The sequence below is a fragment of the Gracilibacillus pellucidus genome, assembly GCF_033949965.1.
Lineage (GTDB): Bacteria > Bacillota > Bacilli > Bacillales > Amphibacillaceae > Gracilibacillus > Gracilibacillus pellucidus.
Genome location: NZ_JAWZSR010000002.1, coordinates 364,039 through 384,563, shown reverse-complemented (window position 1 = coordinate 384,563; position 20,525 = coordinate 364,039). Strand labels below are relative to the sequence as shown.

General features: G+C 36.0%; 21 protein-coding genes and 1 riboswitch. Of the genes, 17 read left to right on the top strand and 4 right to left on the bottom strand.

Annotation, left to right across the window (positions count from 1 at the left end; all coding sequences use genetic code 11):
* Positions 1-131: 131 nt before the first annotated feature.
* A complete protein-coding gene (locus tag SH601_RS05150) occupies positions 132-404 on the bottom strand; it encodes an endonuclease/exonuclease/phosphatase family protein (RefSeq protein WP_319957186.1) in 273 nt (90 codons plus the stop codon).
* A gap of 994 nt (positions 405-1,398) precedes the next feature.
* Between SH601_RS05150 and SH601_RS05145 the strand changes: the two genes are divergently transcribed.
* Positions 1,399-2,925, top strand: coding sequence for a glycine betaine uptake BCCT transporter (locus tag SH601_RS05145; RefSeq protein WP_319957185.1), 1,527 nt, complete (start codon positions 1,399-1,401; stop codon positions 2,923-2,925).
* Positions 2,926-3,231: 306 nt separating this feature from the next.
* Here SH601_RS05145 and SH601_RS05140 read toward each other — a convergent pair whose 3' ends face one another.
* Positions 3,232-4,407: an MFS transporter gene (locus tag SH601_RS05140; RefSeq protein ID WP_319957184.1), complete on the bottom strand. Its 1,176-nt coding sequence runs from the start codon at positions 4,405-4,407 to the stop codon at positions 3,232-3,234.
* Between the two features lie 61 nt (positions 4,408-4,468).
* Positions 4,469-4,567, bottom strand: a riboswitch (purine riboswitch).
* Positions 4,568-4,681: 114 nt separating this feature from the next.
* Here SH601_RS05140 and SH601_RS05135 point away from each other — a divergent pair.
* The 3 genes from SH601_RS05135 (at position 4,682) to SH601_RS05125 (ending at position 6,971) form a co-directional block, all read left to right on the top strand.
* On the top strand, positions 4,682-4,849 hold the full coding sequence (locus tag SH601_RS05135) for a hypothetical protein (protein WP_319957183.1): 168 nt from the start codon (positions 4,682-4,684) through the stop codon (positions 4,847-4,849).
* Positions 4,850-5,205: 356 nt separating this feature from the next.
* On the top strand, positions 5,206-5,931 hold the full coding sequence (rpiA, locus tag SH601_RS05130; RefSeq protein WP_319957182.1) for a ribose-5-phosphate isomerase RpiA: 726 nt from the start codon (positions 5,206-5,208) through the stop codon (positions 5,929-5,931).
* 419 nt (positions 5,932-6,350) lie between these two features.
* A complete protein-coding gene (locus SH601_RS05125) occupies positions 6,351-6,971 on the top strand; it encodes a DUF3298 and DUF4163 domain-containing protein (protein ID WP_319957321.1) in 621 nt (206 codons plus the stop codon).
* A gap of 456 nt (positions 6,972-7,427) precedes the next feature.
* On the opposite strand, the gene SH601_RS05120 is transcribed toward SH601_RS05125, so the two are convergent.
* Both SH601_RS05120 and SH601_RS05115 read right to left on the bottom strand, forming a co-directional pair.
* Positions 7,428-9,143 carry a sensor histidine kinase gene (locus SH601_RS05120; RefSeq protein WP_319957181.1) on the bottom strand — a complete coding sequence of 572 codons (1,716 nt, stop codon included), beginning with the start codon at positions 9,141-9,143 and terminating at the stop codon, positions 7,428-7,430.
* The gene (locus tag SH601_RS05115; RefSeq protein WP_319957180.1) at positions 9,130-9,846 is read right to left on the bottom strand and encodes a response regulator transcription factor; all 717 of its coding nucleotides are present in this window, start codon (positions 9,844-9,846) and stop codon (positions 9,130-9,132) included. Before SH601_RS05115 ends, SH601_RS05120 begins: the two co-directional genes overlap by 14 nt.
* Positions 9,847-9,998: 152 nt before the next feature.
* Here SH601_RS05115 and SH601_RS05110 point away from each other — a divergent pair, with 152 nt between their 5' ends.
* The 13 genes from SH601_RS05110 to SH601_RS05050 all read left to right on the top strand — a co-directional run bounded on the left by SH601_RS05110 (position 9,999) and on the right by SH601_RS05050 (position 20,514).
* Complete coding sequence (locus SH601_RS05110) at positions 9,999-10,691, top strand: ABC transporter permease (protein WP_319957178.1); 693 nt, start codon at positions 9,999-10,001, stop codon at positions 10,689-10,691.
* Positions 10,692-11,597, top strand: a complete 906-nt coding sequence (locus SH601_RS05105) for an ABC transporter ATP-binding protein (protein ID WP_319957177.1) — start codon at positions 10,692-10,694, stop codon at positions 11,595-11,597.
* A gap of 380 nt (positions 11,598-11,977) precedes the next feature.
* Positions 11,978-12,202 carry a hypothetical protein gene (locus tag SH601_RS05100; RefSeq protein ID WP_319957176.1) on the top strand — a complete coding sequence of 75 codons (225 nt, stop codon included), beginning with the start codon at positions 11,978-11,980 and terminating at the stop codon, positions 12,200-12,202.
* 449 nt (positions 12,203-12,651) lie between these two features.
* The gene (locus SH601_RS05095; RefSeq protein ID WP_319957174.1) at positions 12,652-12,966 is read left to right on the top strand and encodes a hypothetical protein; all 315 of its coding nucleotides are present in this window, start codon (positions 12,652-12,654) and stop codon (positions 12,964-12,966) included.
* A gap of 139 nt (positions 12,967-13,105) precedes the next feature.
* Positions 13,106-13,294 (top strand): hypothetical protein, encoded by a 189-nt coding sequence (locus tag SH601_RS05090; protein ID WP_319957173.1) that lies wholly within the window; start codon positions 13,106-13,108, stop codon positions 13,292-13,294.
* On the top strand, positions 13,294-13,710 hold the full coding sequence (locus SH601_RS05085; protein ID WP_319957172.1) for a hypothetical protein: 417 nt from the start codon (positions 13,294-13,296) through the stop codon (positions 13,708-13,710). The genes SH601_RS05090 and SH601_RS05085 overlap by 1 nt, the downstream gene beginning before the upstream one ends.
* A gap of 454 nt (positions 13,711-14,164) precedes the next feature.
* A complete protein-coding gene (locus tag SH601_RS05080; RefSeq protein WP_319957171.1) occupies positions 14,165-14,335 on the top strand; it encodes a hypothetical protein in 171 nt (56 codons plus the stop codon).
* 134 nt (positions 14,336-14,469) lie between these two features.
* Entirely contained in the window at positions 14,470-14,652 is a 183-nt protein-coding gene (locus SH601_RS05075) for a putative holin-like toxin (RefSeq protein WP_319957170.1), read from the top strand.
* Positions 14,653-15,722: 1,070 nt separating this feature from the next.
* Positions 15,723-16,856 carry an IS200/IS605 family element RNA-guided endonuclease TnpB gene (tnpB, locus tag SH601_RS05070; RefSeq protein ID WP_319957169.1) on the top strand — a complete coding sequence of 378 codons (1,134 nt, stop codon included), beginning with the start codon at positions 15,723-15,725 and terminating at the stop codon, positions 16,854-16,856.
* 427 nt (positions 16,857-17,283) lie between these two features.
* Positions 17,284-18,117 (top strand): methyl-accepting chemotaxis protein, encoded by an 834-nt coding sequence (locus SH601_RS05065; RefSeq protein ID WP_319957168.1) that lies wholly within the window; start codon positions 17,284-17,286, stop codon positions 18,115-18,117.
* Between the two features lie 15 nt (positions 18,118-18,132).
* On the top strand, positions 18,133-18,960 hold the full coding sequence (locus SH601_RS05060; RefSeq protein ID WP_319957167.1) for a methyl-accepting chemotaxis protein: 828 nt from the start codon (positions 18,133-18,135) through the stop codon (positions 18,958-18,960).
* Positions 18,961-19,017: 57 nt separating this feature from the next.
* Positions 19,018-20,031, top strand: coding sequence for a 2,3-butanediol dehydrogenase (locus SH601_RS05055; protein WP_319957166.1), 1,014 nt, complete (start codon positions 19,018-19,020; stop codon positions 20,029-20,031).
* Between the two features lie 393 nt (positions 20,032-20,424).
* Positions 20,425-20,514, top strand: a complete 90-nt coding sequence (locus tag SH601_RS05050) for a putative holin-like toxin (protein WP_319957165.1) — start codon at positions 20,425-20,427, stop codon at positions 20,512-20,514.
* The last annotated feature ends 11 nt before the right edge of the window (positions 20,515-20,525 follow it).

Genomic DNA, 20,525 nt, shown 5'->3' with positions numbered 1-20,525 from the left:
CCTCGTCTATTTTTATCTTTTAACTATTTAATATTTTATAACTCTAAGTTGATCTGCAAATTTATAAGATAATGCTTTTAGTTCTAAGGAAGGACTACTTCTATAAAAAATTTTGTCTACAACCTCGTAACTTATCTCATTCTTACAAGTTCAATCCAAGGATCTTGTAAATCACTAGTATCAAGTAATGCTGTTTCAAGATTACCAGTTTCTCCAGTATAAGGGAAGTTTGTATCGCCTAGAACTATAACAGCACTGCCAGATGAGTACGTATCAATATATTCAGCAATTTGATTGACGTTATCTCTTCTCACTGTAAGTGAGCCTTTGTCCCCTCCTGTATCTGTATGTAATGTATAAATATCAATGTACACTCCCGGTTTAATCGTCGCTTGAGAGTACATAACCCTTTTAGGTGTTAACTCTCTTCACATCTTTAATAGGGAAGTTAGATAAGGGTGTGTCGTATATTTGATCAAATAATTGTGATATGCAAAATCTTCTTGAACCGCGCTAAAGTCATAGTTATTTAATAAGGGACTGATTTTAACAGTGTTTACCTGGAGATTTTTACTAGTGATAGCATTCGATAGACCTGCCTTATTATAAGTCAAAAAGTTAAATGTGTTTTCTTCTACTTTCATATCAGAGGCTCTTTGCTACCAATCAATACTAGCAATGTTAACATTCCTAGTAACCACTTTCTTTTATTAGATATACATTCGAAAAGGGATCTATGTAAAAGTTTAGATGCATAAAGGTGAGCTATATCGTAAATAAATAGCACCAACTCTAGTCTAATATAGAGTAGTGCTATTTTTTTGACAGGCAATAAGGTAAGACATTGGCCACTTAAGGGATAAACAGAGAAAAATATGAAGATTGCTCAATCAGTATTATCTTTTCTTCATAAAGTGTTATAATTAATTATCGGTGTGCGTTTTACGTAAAGTGTATAAATTGTAAATAGTTTGATTCCTATGCTTAAGCCCCTTAATTCTTCTGAGACACCGATTGAACTTTATCAACTTATGGCAATCTCTTATATTTACTTCAATTCAATATGCAATTCCATATCAAGATAGTTTGGAAAAAGGTTTAAGATAGTATTTGAGTAATTTTTGAACGTTATGATGGTCGAGGCTCTTATTACAATAGGCCCCAGTTATATTAAAGCATTTGTTGAGGTTTTTTGATTTTAGAAGAATAATAGATTACTATAGTATATAGTAATCTATTTGGTTAACAACCATTTGAATTGTTTTTGAGTTGAGATGGAATATTTGTGACTACCTTGCTTATGAAAAAGATACTTACAAAGATTTCACTTAACTATGGTTATGTTAGTTTATTGTAGTTACTTTTATAAAGATAACATCATGGAAAGGAAGAAAGTTAATGAAAAAGGTATCGAGTGTATTCTGGATAACGATTTCAATCGTGTTGGCAGCAGTTATTTTTGGAATGGCAGCACCAAGTAGTTTCGAAGAACTGACTGCAAATATACAAGAAACGATTACTTCAACGTTTGGATGGTATTATCTTATTTTAGTTACAATCATTGTAATATTTTGTGTGTTTTTGATTTTTAGCCCTGTTGGCGCAATTAAATTAGGAAAACCGGATGAGAAGCCCGAATATAAAAAGGGAACATGGTTTGCCATGCTCTTTAGTGCAGGGATGGGTATTGGACTTGTTTTCTGGGGAGCCGCAGAACCTCTATCACATTATTTAGAGCCGCCTCTTGCTGAAGGGGGCTCAAATGCTGCTCAGAGGGAAGCGATGAGACATGTATTTTTCCACTGGGGAATTCATGCGTGGGCTGTCTATGCTATTGTTGCTTTAGGCTTAGCATATTATAAATTCCGAAAAGATGAACCAGGATTAATATCAGCTACACTGAAGCCAGTGTTTGGCTCGAAGATGAATGGGAAATTTGGCACGATGGTAGACGTATTAGCGGTGTTTGCTACGGTAATTGGGGTAGCAACCACTTTAGGATTTGGTGCCGCACAGATAAACGGTGGCCTTTCCTATTTGACAGGAGTGCCTAATAATTTTACTGTACAGCTTATTATTATTATTGTTGTTACGGTTTTATTTATGATATCTGCATCCACTGGTTTAGGGAAAGGTATCAAATACTTAAGTAACACGAATTTGGTATTAGCAGTAGCGCTATTTGCCTTAATGTTTTTCATTGGACCAACCATATTAATTTTAAACATGTTCACAGATTCTATAGGTGGCTACATACAAAATCTTATTCAAATGAGTTTCCGTATTGCTCCGCTTAATAGTGATCAACGTGATTGGATTAACAATTGGACGATCTTTTATTGGGCATGGTGGATCTCTTGGTCACCATTTGTCGGTATTTTTATTGCTCGTGTATCACGTGGTAGGACAATACGCGAATTCATGATAGGCGTGTTATTATTACCTGCTGTAGTTAGCTTTCTATGGTTTACCACTTTTGGAACGTCATCAATTGGTGTACAGAGTGGTGGAGGTATTGATTTATCATCATTTGCGACAGAAGAAGTATTGTTTGCTATGTTTAACGAGCTCCCAGGAGCAACTATATTGTCAATTGTTGCGATTATATTGATTAGTACGTTTTTCATTACATCAGCAGACTCGGCAACGTTCGTATTAGGGATGCAAACAACATATGGATCATTAACTCCTCCAAACCGTGTAAAATTAACTTGGGGAATAGCCCAATCTGCGGTGGCATTAGTACTATTATATAGTGGTGGACTGCAAGCATTACAAAATATCCTGATTATCGCTGCACTACCATTTTCGTTAGTTATATGTTTTATGATGGTCTCGCTATACAGATCTTTAACGAAAGAGAAGAAAGAGTTAGGTCTTTATTTTAAACCTAAACCTAAATCTAGAAAAAAGAATGTAAGTTAATAAATTTTGTTTGACTTAAGCAAAGTAGTAGAAATAGTTTTTTAGAAAATATTTAAATAGTAGATCGTGTATATAGATAAAAGTAAAAAGCAGTACTTTTGTAGAGATGAAACTAACAACGGTGTATTTAATAAAAGACTATAGAGTCGCTAGTAAAGCTTTTGTTGAACCGTAAAAAAAGTATACGAAAAAGCACCAACTCTGAAAATATAATCCAGGTTGGTGCTTTTTTTAATTAGACATTTTAACTAGTTGCTGTTCCTTTTAAACATAATCCCTTACTGATTTCACTTAGGTAACAACTAATTATGCATTTGCTTTTTTCGCGGCTTCTCTTACATTCATTTTCCTAGTTAATGAAAACACCGCACATCCAAGTGAAACAAGAACTAAAATCCCGCCAAACCAAGACGTATGGGCTACAGTCCCTGTCTGACTTAATACAATCCCACCAAAGCCTGATCCGATCGAAATTCCAACTTGTAATGCGGAATTATTAAAGCTTTGCTGAATATCAGATGTAGCTGGGTCTGTTTGAATCAAATAGCTTTGTTGTGGTGGTGCTAGACTCCAGCTCAATGCAGCCCAGATCATCATGATTGGTATAAACAAAATCATCGAAAAAGTAGTGAATGGCAAGACGAATAATGCTGCTGCAAAGGTAATAATCACGACAATAATACTTTTCGGTGCGCCGATTGAATCGGAAAGACTTCCACCAAAGGCTCCACCACTTACTGCTGCAATCCCAAATAATAGATAACAGATACTAACCCAAGTAGAGTTTAGTTGAAGTTCTGTTTCTAAAAATGGTGTGAAGTAGGCATAAAGTGTGTAATGTCCTGCTAACATAAACATTGTCGCAAGGTGTGCACTACCTATTTTTGCACTACTTACTGCTTTTAGTTGCTGTGAAAGTGGGACAGTATTTTCTCCGGCTAATTTTTCTAAGAAGATCGAGATTAATATAAACGATCCGATAGATAACACAGCTATTCCGAGAAAAATCACGCGCCAGCCAAATTTATCGGAAATCAAAATGCCTAGTGGTACCCCCATTACAAGGGATGAGCTAATCCCCATGTAAATTAAACCTAGCGCTTTAGCGCGGTGTTCGGGTGCTACAACCTTTGCTGCTATCGTTAAGGATAGCACGACGATAAGTGCTGTACTCATTGCTGTTATTACTCGGGCAATCATCATAACGGTAAAATTCGGACTGAAATACGTCATAATATTACCGATGAAGAAAACGGATAAAGATAGTAAATACAATTGTTTTCGTTCCATTTTGCTCGTTAGAACTAGTAACACAGGGCCAGATACTGCATAAATAAGTGCGAAAATCGTGATTAATTGTCCAGCAGAGCTTAAGGAGATATTTAAATCATCTGCAATAGTTGGGAGTATGCCACCGATAATTAATTCAACAAGTCCAACTGCTACAGTCGATAGTGCTAAGATAAAAACTTTTATATTCATATGCTGCTTTACATCCTTTCTAATTATTTTGTAGGAAATATAAAAAATCCTGATTACAGAAAACGAGTCATTCATTTTCTGTAATCAGGATTTTAAGGTTCCTGGTAGAGACCCTCACGCCATATTCTGAGGTTATACAGGTTCTATTGATTTTTTCATAAACACTTTGGATAGTTTACTAGGTATTTGATTATTTTGCAAGTGGTGATGTTACCTTTTGTTATATGGATTTTCAAGTAAAAAATGGTAGAATCAAAGTGAGGGGGTGTCCATCGTGAAAGGTATCATTAACGTTCTTCTAATGATTGTGATCGGTTCATTTCTCATTCATTTATTGGTGGATAATGAGTCTGTTTCGTTAATTGTTAATATTAGTGGACTGTTAGCCATGATCATTCTGGCCATTATCGCAAGGGGGATATTTGCGAGGAAATCTAAATAGTGATGTTTGCTAGAGTATGAAAAACATAATACATATATTAAAATTCATATTTTTTTGCCGGTGATTCCATTAGCAATATTGAATGTTAAAAACAGAAACAAATGTTCTTGTTTATTGTGGTATACTATGAATTGGATAACGTTCTTTTAGGGAAAGATCGGCTAATCCCCGAGTAGAAGGGGGTGATGCTTATGAGCATGTATGAGAGCTTTATCTACGGTGCAAACGTCCGAATTCATAAAATGCTTGAAAAGGATTGAATGGTGGAAGTTCCTTTTCTCCATATAATCACAGCCTAAGACTTGTAGGGAATCGCTCTGGCTAGAAGTATTAATGATGTTTAAACGAGGAGGAGTATGGTGAGTAACGCAGAACAATTGAAACAAATCGTCGCAAAAGAAGCAGTAAACTATGTGAAAGATGGAATGAAGCTAGGATTAGGCTCAGGCTCAACGATGTACTTTTTTATGAAAGAACTAGGTGAGCGTGTTCAAGATGGTTTAAACGTTGTAGGCATACCTACATCCAATAAAACGGCAGAATGGGCAAAAGAATTCAATGTACCATTAACAGATTTCTCTGAAACACAGGAGCTAGATTTAGCGATTGATGGCGCGGATGAAGTAGATCTGAATCTGCAATTAATCAAAGGTGGTGGTGGAGCGTTACTTCGGGAAAAAGTAGTTGCGGCTTCTGCTAAAGAGTTTTTGGTCATTGTAGATGAATCAAAGATTGTTGACCACCTTGGAACGTTTCCGTTACCGGTTGAAGTGGTTCCGTTTGGGTGGGAAGTAACCGCAAAGGAAATTACTGCTTTAGGCTGTGAGCTTGAACGTCGAACAGATAATGGTCAAGTCTATGTCACAGACAACGGAAATTATATTTTAGATTGTAAGTTTGATAAAATCTTAGACCCAGAGAAGTTAAACAAGGATCTACAGTCTTTAGTAGGCGTAGTTGAAAACGGGTTATTTATTAATATGACAAGCAAAGTGTTAATAAGTGATTTAGAGCAGGTTAAAGTAATGGAGAAGGAAGAAGTGAGGGGTCAATTCAACTATGGATCGAGAACGTTCAATTGACATTAAGTCTATTACGATGGAATGGGAATAACTGAATTTTGGTTGATACAAGCTAATTCATCATCCTCTTTAGATTTAAATAATACCTTAATTGTACGCTATTTATTTTTACAGACACCTTCTATCAAATCACATATGAAAATACACCCAACAGAGGAATTAATAATAAAAAGTGAAGCCCATCAGATTAACTTAGAAATGACGAATAAATGAAATAACAATTAAAAAAACAGCTGTTGTAATCTTCATGTTTAGTATAGGGTAAAAGTGGAAAAAAGACTCATATAACTCCATACCACTAGGAGGAGTTTTGATGACATCATTAGAGTAAGCACGTTAATTATTCACTTAGGCATTTACACACATTCCTACCTACAAGAATACAATGAGTAAAAACAGGAGAGGGTGGGTATGATATGATGTCATATACATTTCCGGTCCATATAGAAACGCACAAAATCAGTGACGGTCACAAGAAAACCGTTTTTTATCCCCAAGTGGCAGCGTTGCAAAATCAGGAATTGAAAGGGCTAATTAATCATGCGATTATTGATCAAACCCAACAGCTGATAAACGAACAAATCGGAAATATGCCAACAGCAGTGGAAGAAATGATTGGATTATATGAAATAAAAAACAACCAGCGTCAAGTACTGAGTTTATCACTTTCCAATTATACGTATCACTATCAGGCGGCACATGGAATGACCTATATCAAGTCGCTAACATTTGATTTGGAAAAAGGGAAGAAATGTGAGCTTGGTGAATTATTTAAGCCAGGAAGTAATTATGTGGAGAGTCTCTCCAGTTTAGTTGATCAACAAATAAAGGAGCGGGATATCCCTCTTTTGGGCGAGTTCACTGGTATTCGACCTGATCAAGACTTTTATGTTGCGGACAAAACCCTTGTTATTTACTTCCAACTATATGAAATTACCCCATATTTTTTTGGTTTACCTATGTTTCCAATTTCCATATATGATCTCCAAGATATAATCGTTGAAGATGGCCCACTTGGACGATTGGCTGTTAATAATTAATGTTTCTATTCTAAGGGTAGGTAGAGGTCGGGGGTAGACGATAGCTGAGAATGGTTCATGAATAATGCCTTAATGTACCCTGAAATTTATTAATGTGCTCGATTCATAAATGCCTCCAAAAGCAGTACTATACCATGGGATAAGCACATTCCTTTAATAAAAAAAAGAAGAAGCCATCTACTTTTTTGAAAATATACACAAGGAATTAGTGATCCAACTAACGCTATGTATTACAATGATCAACCACAAGTGAAAACGGATTATTTATTAATATGACAAGTAAAGTGTTAATAAGTGATTTAGAGCAAATTAAAGTAATGGAGAAGGAAGAAGTGAGGGGGTAATCCTTGCTTTTTGAACTATATTAGAAACAGCTGTCCTGTTGCGAAAGGACAGCTGTTTTATTAGATAACGCGTTTAAAGATAAATGATTAAATGCACATTATGTTGTAACATCTATTTTTCTAAAATAGGTAATAAAATACGAATAGTCGTACCGGATCCAAGCTTACTTTGCACACTAATAGATCCATTGTGTAGTTCGATTAATTGTTTAGTGATAGCCAACCCAAGCCCTGTCCCGCTATTTGTATCGGTTGTATTTGTGCCACGATAATAACGTGTGAATAAATGTTGAACTGTTTCACGGTCCATGCCCACGCCATCATCTGAGATTTTAATAACGATTAAATGTTGTTCGATTTGTTCCGTTGAGATCGTGATAATGGTTCCAGCAGGATTATATTTTATGGCATTTGCGATCAGATTCTCCATAATTCGTTGGAACCACTTATGGTCAAAAGCTGTGACAATGTCCTGCTCTGCCGGTTGAAAACGAAGTTCTTTATTATTATGGATTGGGTTATTCATAAATTGAATGATCGTTCTACGTATACATTCATTGATATTTGCTCTCTCTTTAACAATTGGTAGCTCCTGATTTTTTAATTGATATGTTACATTTAGGTCTTCAATTAACTCTTTCATATATATTGATTTTTCTCCGATAATGGAAGCAAACTCTCTAATTTCCTCTTCATTCCATGAATAATCACTAGCTTCCATCATATTTGCATATCCTTGTATGGAGGCAAGAGGTGTCTTTAGATCATGAGAAATACCTCGAATCCATTCTTCTCTTGAACGAGATGTGCGTGATTGTTCTGCTTCTCTTTCTTGTAAGATAGTAGTTAATTGCGTCAAGGTAGCGATCAAACCTTTATACAGGCGGTAGCTTCTCTTTGTGTTGCCATGTTTATTTAATAAAACAGATTGTCCGGTTCTTTGGTCTGTCGGCGGTTGATAAATACCTTGACCAAGATTTTGGATCCAACTCATCAATGTAAGTAATGGCGAGCTAAATTTCTTCACATACCAGAAGGTGGCTAATAATAAAAACAAGAGAATGAAAACAATACCGACGATAACACTATTATTGATGACTCTGTCATAGTTTATTTTTAAGCTGGAAGGAGAAGGTTCCTTGCCGACTATCAATGTCAGTTGAGAAGGTTGATGAACATAACTGGATGCTAGCTGTCTATTTTGATCAGAGTGTATAGCTAGTAAATCATCTGTATGATAGGAACTGGGAACATCATGACCGTAGCTATCTACTATTGAGCCCGAATCATTAATAAGAATCGCCCAATAATGATTATTGTCTAGTTCCTGCTTGCTTGATGGTAACAGCTCTAGCTTTTGTCTTTGCCAATTCACATGTTCCTTTAATTCTTCAACCAGTTTTACTTCGCTGTTATATGATCCAAATATGACATAATATACTTGTTCTGAAAGTGTGATTACTTCCCAATATGTCTTAATATCGAGTTCGTTTGAGGATGATACGGCTGTAAGATTCCCTGCTGTTAAATGATCTGGGGCATGAAAGGAGCCAATTATCTCTCCCTCTTCTGTTAAAGCGGCGAGCCATCCATCTTGTTCTTCCGCTAACACTTGTAAATCTTGATCAAATGTTGCCGTTTCTTCATCAATATTTACTCGATTCTCAATAAATAAATCACTAGCCTTCGTTAAATCATCAAATGTTTCTACTCTTTCAGAAAAATAGGCAATTAAGACAAAAGTAATTAAGAGCAAGACTAGTAAAAAGAGAAATAGGATGAACAGTTGAAAAAGGAATTGTATGATAAACCTTTTATGTGTTTTCATGCAGGTCACCATCTGACACAAATTTATAGCCAAGTCCTCTAACTGTAACGATATAGCGAGGATTACTAGGGTTCGCTTCTATTTTCTCTCTAAGTTTACGAATATGGACCATTACTGTATTGTCTTCCCCTAAGTATTGGTCATCCCAAACTTTTTCATAAAGCTGACTTTTACTAAATACCTGATTTGGATTCTGACAAAAAAATAATAATAATTGATATACTTGTGCTTGTAGTGGAACCTTTTTACCACGGATAGTAACTTCAGCAGATAATGTATTGATAAGTAAATGTCCATATTCATAATATTGTTTCTGTTGCTTAGGGACAGAATCATGTTTTCTCCGCAAATGTGCTTTCATTCGGGCAACGACTTCTAGTGGGTTAAAAGGTTTAGTGATATAATCATCTGCACCAACCGCAAAGCCTGAAAGTTTGTCTAGATCTGTTGTACGAGCCGTTAAAAAGAAAATGGTCGCATCTGAGATTGCTCTTATTTTAGGACACACTTCAAACCCATCTTCGCCTGGAAGCATCACATCTAATAGAATGAGATCATACTTATTACGCATACATAGTTGGACAGCTTCTTCGGCGGTGGTAGTTGTATCAATCTGCGTAAAGCCCTCCTTATGTAAGATCACTTGTAGCATATGTAATATCGCTTGTTCATCATCCACTATTAATATTGATGATTGTTGCATAAAGACACTCCTACTTGTAGTATTCTATACGCTTTATCATACCATTCTTTACTAAAATTGAAGTCTAATTAAGGAAAAATTAAGGTAGTATTTGATAGAGGTTAAGGAAGATGTTTTATAATTGGTTGCGTAAGAAGAAAGGAGGAGGAATGATGTTTGCAATTAGTAAAAGGGAATTTTTTGAATCTTTTAAAGGGGTAAAGTCGATTATTATTATTGCAATTTTTTTAATGACAGCTTACTTTTCTACTAAATTTTCTGATTGGTTGTTATTCATGAATATCGACTTTACGAGTCAGGAGACAGAACTGATTCATACATTTGCTATTTCCGTATTAATTCTAGTTTTTGGCATGTTATTTACAATGGGACTTTCTCATGATGTCATGAACAGAGAAATACATGAGCGCACGGTACGTTTTTTAGTTACACGGACTTCACGTGTATCTATCATTATGGGGAAATTTTTAGGTGTAGTGTTATTTTGGTTTACCTGCTTACTAACTTCTTTCCTTATTATTAGCATATTTGCACATCAATTTGATGTTATAACGTTTCTTCAGTCTCTGAGCTTGCTTGTATATTATTGTGCTTGCACGTTATTATTATCCGTCCTTATTTCAAAACCAGGCTTCTCAATGTTTCTTAGTATGATCATTGGGATAGCGTTTCCTATCTTTAATGGTTGGGTGTTTTTTACTACTAATGCATGGATAAGCTGGCTAAAGTATTTGTTACCATTCTATTATGTGAATGATCAAGACTATCGTTTTATGGTGATTTTCCTCTTAGCAGGTGTTCTCTTATTTATTGCGCTCAAGGTATTTAAAAGGAGGGAATGTTAAATGTGGGCGATTGAAGCAAAACAATTAACGAAATCATTTGGGAAACATAAGGTTGTTAAAGGTATAGATTTGCAAGTTAAAACGGGAGAAATAGTCGGTTTTCTCGGTAGAAATGGTGCAGGAAAATCAACTTTTATTAATATGTTAACAGGAATAATGGAGCCTAGCTCTGGGTCTTATGCTTTATTAGGCGTACAGAACGCAAATGATGCTATAAAAAGGCAGGTAGGTGTTATGCCTGACTACTCTTCTTTATATGGCTCGATGACAGCAATGAAACATCTTAGCTATTTAGCGGCTGTTTCAGGTAAGACTGTATCTCGTGAGTGGTGTATTGAGGTATTAAAATTAGTCGGGCTAGAAGAACACGCCAATAAGAAAGCAGCTAAATTCTCTTTTGGGATGAAAAAGAAGCTGGCGCTAGCCCTAGCAATTATCCACGATCCGCAATTAATTTTCTTGGATGAGCCGACATCTGGACTAGATGCTGAGTCGGTTATTCACATTCACCAATTAATTCAACAATTACATCAACAAGGGAAAACAATCTTTATGACATCTCATAATTTAGATGAAGTAGAAAAAATTTGCTCTCGTATTGCTATTATGAAGGATGGAAGTATTAAACGAGTCGGCTCTATGGAGGAACTTCGAGCGTATTATCAATCAACGATTACGGTTACTATTAAGCATTCATCGATTCGATCGACTGACTTAAGTATAATACAACAATGGCTTCAGCAAGTAGGGGAGTCATTAGAGATGGAGAAATCTCATTTTACAATCCAAGTAGAAAGTGAGCAAAAGATTGCCGAAATTATTCGAGCGCTTGGTACATATAAAATAGATATTTATCGTGTGGATGTAGAAGAGCCATCATTAGAGGAAATATTCTTGGAAGAGTAATGCCAAATAAATCATTGTTAATAAAACGCTATCCCCCACAATTATAGGGAATTTATTCTATTAAGGCTATGTTTTTGTTGTAATTTTTATGAAAATACTGGATATTGCAATGGTCAAGATAATCATGGTACGCTTAGATCAAAGATTGCTTCTATGTCAGTTTGGTTAAGCAGCAAGTTAACTTAGTGTTTATAAGATGGCACTATCATTAAGTGAATTTCATTACGGTGCACGAGTCCGTAATAGTCCACTTCAGGATACGAAAACTAAGTGGGGCATAAATGGATGCTATCTTCTAGATGAGTATCACTTTATATGATTTATTTCGCCGGAAAGTTATGTTTTAAATAATAAGTCTTACTGTTAATAGGGGGGATAGAATGGGAAGATTATCAGAGCGATTTATTAAAATTTGGCTTGCTATTCCTAGATGGTTTGGTAAATTTCTGTTAAGTGCTATTACGATATACGTGTTTTGGACATATTTTATTAATGGATTAAAGAATATTTTTACAGTAGATACAAAAGCACTGGTTGTAAGTTTGGTGGTATCTGGAATGATAATATTTCTTTATAACAAAGCAAAAAAGGCGGAATCAGAATAATGGAGAAGCACGGTACAATACTAGTACAGGCTTATATAATGAGAGTCAATAGTATATGAGCCCGTAAACTTCTTTTAGTTAAAACAAGGAGGATAAGGGGGATAAACGGGCATAACTTCCTACTGATTGAAATCTTACCTTGTAGAAGGATAAATTACAAAAATTCACTCATGTATGTGAAAAATGCTGTTTTTTGAGCAATTACCGCTTTTTTTATTGGCGAAAATTACAAACTCCCCAATTTCCTCTACAATTCCCATATAATAAAATAATACATATCTCAACATATAGGATGAACCATATGGAAAAGCTAAAAGAAGCACTTGCTCTATATCCAAAGAAAACCATTGATATCAACCAACTACAAGAATTATCCTCGTCCTTTTTTTGATAGCTATGAAGCTTTTGCCGAAGAAGTGCTCGCGTTAGAAGAAGCGGGCATTTTAACGATGGTAAAAAGCAAAGGACGTTCACCTAGAAAACCATCTGTTGCTTTACACTATCGTATTCAAAAAGCGAAGTTAAAACAAGCACATCATCACCTCTTACAACGATACTGTATACAATTACATCGAGATATCAATCTGGATTACTACTATCAGCATGATCCAAAAGAATGGCAGGACGATCTGCTCTATTTACAGCAAATCGATCAATACATACGAGCAAATGGTATCCCTAAAGAGGCCATTTCAGCACCAGAAAGAAGCTATGAGCTTGTTGGTGATGAGAAGTGGATCACCGAAAAAAAGGGAAAGAATTAATAGAGCGTGTTCATTTATTCGCAAAAATGAATATCATGCCTGTTTCAGAACCACTAAAATATGCGATTAACCCGAATCAAATCCAAGCACCAACTCAATTCCACTTAATTTTGAAAATAAAACGACTTATCAAGGTTTATTGCCATTCATTCAACAAACAAATTTTGCTACGTTGATTTATGGTCGTGGTAAAATGATCATTAACCAATTGGATAGTGAGAAATATCGCAATGACCAAGGTCATCAAGATATGAATAAAATCCGTACTGATTTAGAGAAGTGGTTGGAATCGAAGCAATTGCTCAAAGTGGTAATGGACCGTGATTGATGAAGGTGCATTGTCGCAAAGTAACGAATGATAATCAGATTTCCACTCGTTCATACTCTTGGGAGCAGAGCAATGTCTGGTCAGGCGGTGAAAAATGGAGTAAAAACATGACGCTTTTCTTAGGAATATTAAAATATGTAGCAGAAAAGAAAAAAGCTAACTTAACGGATCGTGCGGTTATTTTAGATAACCCGTTTGGTAAAGCATCGAGTGACCATGTATTAAGTCCAGTCTTTTTCATTACGGAGCAGTTGGGCTTCCAAATCATTGCGTTAACCGCTCATGCAGAAGGCAAGTTTCTACAGGACTACTTCCCGATTATCTATAACTGCCGATTACGAGCATCGAAGGACGCCAGCACCAAAATTATGACAACTGATAAATGGTTGCATCATGCTTATTTTCAAGATCATTAACCAGCTGTGATTGATCGGTTAGGGCAGACTGAGCAGCTTGGATTGTTTGATGAGTGATAGGGGATTATGTGGTGATCCAGCCGTTGAACGAGCTACAACTGACATGCTATTAACTATCAAAAGACAAAAGTGTACTAAAGAATGGTAGAGTTTTACACTACTCCAACCCTTCTGGTGAAACCATGCTTTGTTTTGGAAAATAAAGTATGTTTTTTTAGCCAAACAAGCATGGTTGATTAACTCTTGTGTTATGTAGTAGTCTGAAGAATTTTTAGATAACAATGTAAGAAGCAAATAGTGGACCTTCAAAAGGAGAAGTTCATCCTTTTGTGGAAAAATGGAATATAATGTTAAGGTTAAATTAAGTTGTTCTTTAATTAAGGTAGCGTAAGGTGCAAGAATTAAAAATGTTATTGGAGGAGTAATGATGCTTTCTAAAAAAAGGATAGGGATAATGATAACTATAATTGGTGCGGTTATTATTATAGTCAGAGCTTTATTCCTACGTTCTACTGAATACGCACTAATAGTACAAATAATAGGGATTACTGTATTTTTTGGAGGCGGATTACTTATCCCTGACTATACAGATACGAATAAACAGAAAGAAAGTAATCATTCATAACTTATACGGAGAATTTCCTTAGCTTAATATCTGTAGTTAAAAATGTACGATCTAGTTAGTTGTATTATACTTAAAAATGGAAAAAGTTTTTAGGGTAGGATCGGCTAATCCCCGCAAGAAAGGGGGTGATGCTTATGAGTATGTATAAGAGTTTCATGGTACTATTCGGTTTTGGTATCTTCTTGATTGCATTACTCGCATTGATCGTTTCGTTGATCAATCGTAAATCGACCTCCCTATTTGCCCAAGAAGTAACTAGGAGAGGTCTATCCAATCATTGGACAGCCGATCCCTTTGGGGGAACCACTTATCCATAACCCGTAGTGTCCGCTACGGGTTATTATTATATGCATTTCTTACTAAAATCATATCATATTATGTGGAGTAAGTCATTTAATGTCACACGCTTTTTTTGGAAGGGAACATTGAACGGTTCACACTCAATAAAGAAAGTGTCACAAATTATTTTCATAAGTGTGAAAGTTATTTTGGTGAAATAAATCTTAAAAATCTTTCTGGAGAATGGGTAAATTACGAGTGACTTTCATTTTGGAATACGCCCATACAATATATTTGTTCCTTCAAGATAGATGTTTGAAAGTTTAGGCTTTCATGAAGTGAAAAATGATTTTGATGATAAGGGAAGAGAATATAGTAGTTTCCAACTCTTATTACAGTAACTTTGAATGGTTCACACTCCGTAAAGAAATAGACTTTTAGGAATGGGAACGAAGGCAACCGTCATTGGCCCAGATAAATTAAGAGTAGAAGATGAATCAGAAATGGAACAAATGTTACAACAATATAGACAATTGATTTGAGAAAAATATCTAGGAATAGCCGTTGTTATGCGTCGTGATAGGTTTGTAGAAGTAGTGAACAGCGTGTTAATGAGCATCCTAGTACATCAATGTTCCACGTGAATCATCAAAATTTGATGTAGTTAGACGAATTACTACAAACATTTCATTTTCCTACCTTTTCTTTCAAGAGTAAACTTGAGGAGTTCTCCTTTCTGTCATGATAGTGTACATCTTTATTAACTAGTAAATTATATGAAAATGGCCATGATATTGATGGTTTAGATTTTTCGACGAAGATGATTAGCATTGCTCAGGCTAAAATGCCATTGGCAAATTTAATGGAGTAGGATATTTCAAAGGGAATTCCGGAGCCTATACAAAATAATAAGTATGACTTTATCATCAATAGGCGAGAAGACTCCCACCTCAAGGAATGAGAAATGAGTAGGTGGGAGGTGAATCGCCATCTCGATTGTTCGACTATTCGAGCTCTTACATTCTTTCTTTTTTCCCCTGAAATGACATCTCCACCACGCAAAATATGGTATAATAGATGTATCGTGATACAGAGAGAGGTGAAAAAAATGCTCGTCAAAAAAGCCTACAAATTCCGTATCTATCCAACGAAAGAACAGGGAAGACAGATTGCGAAAACAATTGGCTGTTCTCGTTTTGTTTTTAATCATTTTTTAGCTAAGTGGAACGATATGTACAAAGAAACAGGGAAAGGACTGACGTATAACGCTTATTCTGCTCAATTACCTCAACTGAAGCAAGCATTAAGCTGGCTAAAAGAAGTAGACAGCATTGCAGTTCAATCTTCACTCAAAAACCTCTCAGATGCCTTCTCCAGATTCTTTAAAAAGCAAAACAAAGCCCCACGATTTAAGTCCAAAAAGCATCCTGTTCAATCCTACACAACGAAGCAGATAAACGGAAATATCTCCATTGAAGAGAACAAAATCAAACTACCTAAAATAGGGCTCGTTCGCTTTGCCAAAAGTCGTGAAGTTGAAGGTCGGATACTAAGTGCCACGATTAGACGCAATCCAAGCGGTAAATATTTCACCTCTATTCTTGCAGAAACAGACGTACAACCATTAGAAAAAACAAAATCAGCTATTGGAATCGACTTAGGCATCACAGACTTTGCGATTCTTTCTGATGGTCAAAAAGAGGATAATCATCGGTTCACTGCTAAAATGGAAAAGAAATTAAAGCGAGAACAACGCAAACTATCCAGACGTGCTCTGCATGCGAAAAACAACGGAATCGACCTACTTGATGCCAAAAACTATCAAAAACAAAAACGCAAAGTAGCGAGATTATATGAACAAGTCATGAATCAACGTGACGACTTCCTTAACAAGTTAAGTACAACCATCATTAAAAACCACGATGTAATCTGTATCGAAGACTTGAACACAAAAGGAATGTTGCGAAATCATAAACTAGCAAAATCCATTTCAGACGTATCATGGTCTAGCTTCGTATCCAAACTAACATACAAAACAGAATGGTACGGCAAAACGATCGTGAAAATAAGTAAATGGTTTCCATCCAGTCAACTATGTTCTGCTTGTGGACATCACGATGGCAAGAAGTCACTTCAGGTAAGGAAATGGTCTTGTCCAGCTTGTAACATGCATCATGATCGAGATGTCAATGCGAGTAAAAATATTCTAGCTGAAGGATTACGAATCGTAGCTTCGACTTAAACAATCGATAAAACCGTATGGACTACGGGAATAGCTTGGTAAAGAAGAGAAACCACTGTTAGGGAAGGAATAAACTAATAAGTATGCTCTGTTCCCAAGAATCCCCCACTTCAAACATCTTGAAGGGAGGTTAAGTGGGGGTAGTTCAACTTGTCTATGAAGAAATGAACCCATTATTGACAGATTACTGTCATGTTGAATTTCATGCTGTATCACATTGTGGTGGAGTGTTCATAATATCAAAATAAAAGAATATTTATAAAAAAGGCAAGAACAAAAAAATGTTTCTTGCTTTTTTTTGCGAAAAATAAACATTGATGTCTAAATATTTTTAAATAAAGTATATTTTGTCGAAATATGCTTTATTATCTATTGAAAACAACCGATATAAAACATGATGTAATTATTGTGAAAAAGGAGTTAGACTATGAACAGCAGTTTACAAGCAGTAGTTAATATTGCCCCTATTATTAAAGAAACCATAGGACCTACCTCCGCAATGGCCATTATAGATACTGAAAAATTTGTCTATTTTGAACCGTCTACCGTGCTCAATCTTGATGTTGCAGTAGGAACGCCTGCTATTCCAGATATCGAGCAATATGCGCGTGCCATCAAGGGAGAAAAGTTCAGTGATACTACGCTGGATCCAACAATTTTTGGGGCTCCAGTTGTAACGGATATTTTACCAATCAAAGATGATAACAACGAAATCGTGGGGTTATTATCTCTGAGCCGAACATTAGAACATAAGGTTAGAATTGATAAAGAAATGGAAAGTATCAACAATTTAATTGACGGCCTTCAGGGAAAAGTCCAGCATGTGGCAGCACAAGCCGAAGAATTATCTGCAACTAGTAATGAAATTAGTGATCGGGCAACACATGCTAATGATAATTCAAAACATATAGGTGAAGTAGTTCAGTTGATTGATCAAATATCCAACCAGACAAATCTGCTTGGTTTAAACGCCGCAATTGAAGCAGCGCGTTCAGGTGAAGCTGGAAAAGGCTTTAGTCTGGTTGCTGATAAAATCCGTAAACTATCGGATAATACAAGAAATGCAGTGAAAACAATCGACACTTCTGTAAACGAGATTCGCTCCAGCATGGAGAATCTCACTTTAAGTATCAAGGAAGTATCATCATCCTCTGAAGAACAGTCTAAAATTATGGTAGAGTTTATGGATGATATTCAAAATCTTGATAACAAAAGCAAAAAAATTGTCAGTTTAATGAAAAATATTACTAACCAAAATTAAAGGAGAGGAAACGTATTGCATCCAACACTGAAAGCAATGGTAAATACTGCAACTTTACTAAAGGAAATACTCGGTGAAAATACTATCATTGCAGTGACAGACCAAGAGAAATATGTCTATTTTTCTCCTTCTAAGAGCTTTGACATAGGTGTGAAAGTTGGGGACTTTGCCATGTTAGATGAAAATGAAGCTCTTTTAAAGGCGATCACTGGAGAAAAAATAAAAGAGTACATACCAAAAGAACGTTATGGTGTCGCCATGCAGAGCTCCGCTTCCCCGATCTTAGATGAAAATGGTGAAATTATCGGAACTCTAATGATAACTTCGACATTGCAAGAAGAAGAGGAAGTAAAAAGTGAGATGATGGAGCTTCGCGATATTATTAGTAGCCTTCAGGCAAAGGTAGAACATGTAGCATCACAGGCTGAAGAACTGTCTGCGACAAGTGCTGATATTAATAACCAGGCATCTATTGCGACAACGAATTCAGAAGAAATTAGTAATGTAGTTCAGTTAATTGAAAATATATCATCAGAAACGAATTTGTTAGGTTTAAATGCTTCTATTGAAGCTGCCAGATCTGGTGAAGCAGGACTTGGATTTGGTGTTGTGGCAGATGAGATCCGTAAATTATCAGTGGGTACAACAGACGCTGTCGCTACAATAGGTCAGTCTTTATCCGAAATACAGTCTAGCATCAGCTATCTGAAAAATAGTGTGGAAGAAATATCTGTATCATCCGATGAACAGTCCGGCGTGATGGTAGAATTTATGAATGATATAAGCAAACTGGATAAACAAAGTGAAGAAATCACCCAATTTGTAAAAGAAATCGTCCAATAAGACTAGAGCAAGCCCTTGTATATAAAGCATACAACTATAATGAAGGAGGAACTTACTATGAAAGCGTTAGTGTACTATGATACAAAAAATGCAAAAGTGGAAGAAATTTCTGAACCAAGGTTAACAGCTGGTACTATAAAGGTTAAAGTGGAATATGCTGGAATATGCGGTACAGATCTGCACGAATATATGCATCGAAGTTTTGTTACCGAAGATAAAATGATATTAGGTCACGAATTTACCGGTGAAGTCGTAGAGGTAGGAGCAAATGTTACAAGGTTTAAGTTGGGCGATCGTGTCGCAGTTGAACCAATATGGGGCTGTGGGGAATGTGCGGCTTGTAAAAAAGGTAACTATAATACATGTCCTGACATGAAATCCTATGGTATTCATGAGAATGGCGGATTTGCAGAATATGTTGTCGTAAAAGAGGAAAATGTATATCTACTACCAGAGGGGCTTAGTTATGAACTTGCGGCATTGGTGGAACCAACTGCTGTTGTACTTCATGCTGTAAGGAATAGCGAATTTAGAGTAGGAGATAAGGTAGCTATATTTGGAGCTGGTCCAATCGGCTTATTGCTATCTGAAACATTACGTGCTGCTGGTGCCAGTAAGATTTTTGTTGTTGAAGTGAATGAAAAACGTCGTGAGCTTGCCAAGCAATTGGGGGCTGATATCGTGATTGATCCGTCACAGGAAGATGCAGTAAAGGTCATTCAGGAGATGACGAATGGCGGAGTCGATGTTGCATATGATGCAGCAGGTATTGAGGTGACATTTAACAATGCACTTGAATGTACAAAGCCGAATGGTGAGTTTATGGTGGTAAGTGTCTTCTCAAAACCTATATCCTACCATCCCGCCACACAATTAATTAGCGAAAAGAAAATTACAGCTTCACTTGGATATAACTTTATTTTTAGTGAAGTAATTGATTTGTTGGCCAAAGGCTCTATCAATGCGGAACCAGTTATTACAAATCGAATTAGCTTAGAAGATATTGTTGAACAAGGTTTCGAAAAATTAATAAATGATAAAAATGAATGCAAAATCTTAGTGCGACCGTAAATGTTTAGTCAGACCCCTTGAAAAAATGGGAGATAGTGTTTCTGTTATACATATGAAACGATACATTATTTTAAATGCATTAAAAAATGCTATATATCTCTCAAGGGGGTATTATATATTTGTAGGATAAGAACCAGTAGTGAGAAAGGTAAACTAGTATTGCCTAATTAGTCCAATGGAAACTGAAAAAAGAGGTAGGGATCTTTCCTGCATCATGAATAATGGAGTGTATCTCACAGTATTATGCTAAATAATGACGCCTCTTTGTACGTATGTTACCTAATTAAATTTATAATTGAAACAACTGTACGCATGAAGTGCGTTGTACCCCAAAATGGATAATGTTCTTTTAGGGAAAGGTTGGCTAACCCCGAGTGGAAGGGGATGATGTTTATGAGTATGTATGAGAGCTTCATGGTTCTATTTGGTTTCGGAACATTCTTGATTGCATTACTTATTTTTGATCGTAGCACTGAGCAATAGAAAATAGCTCT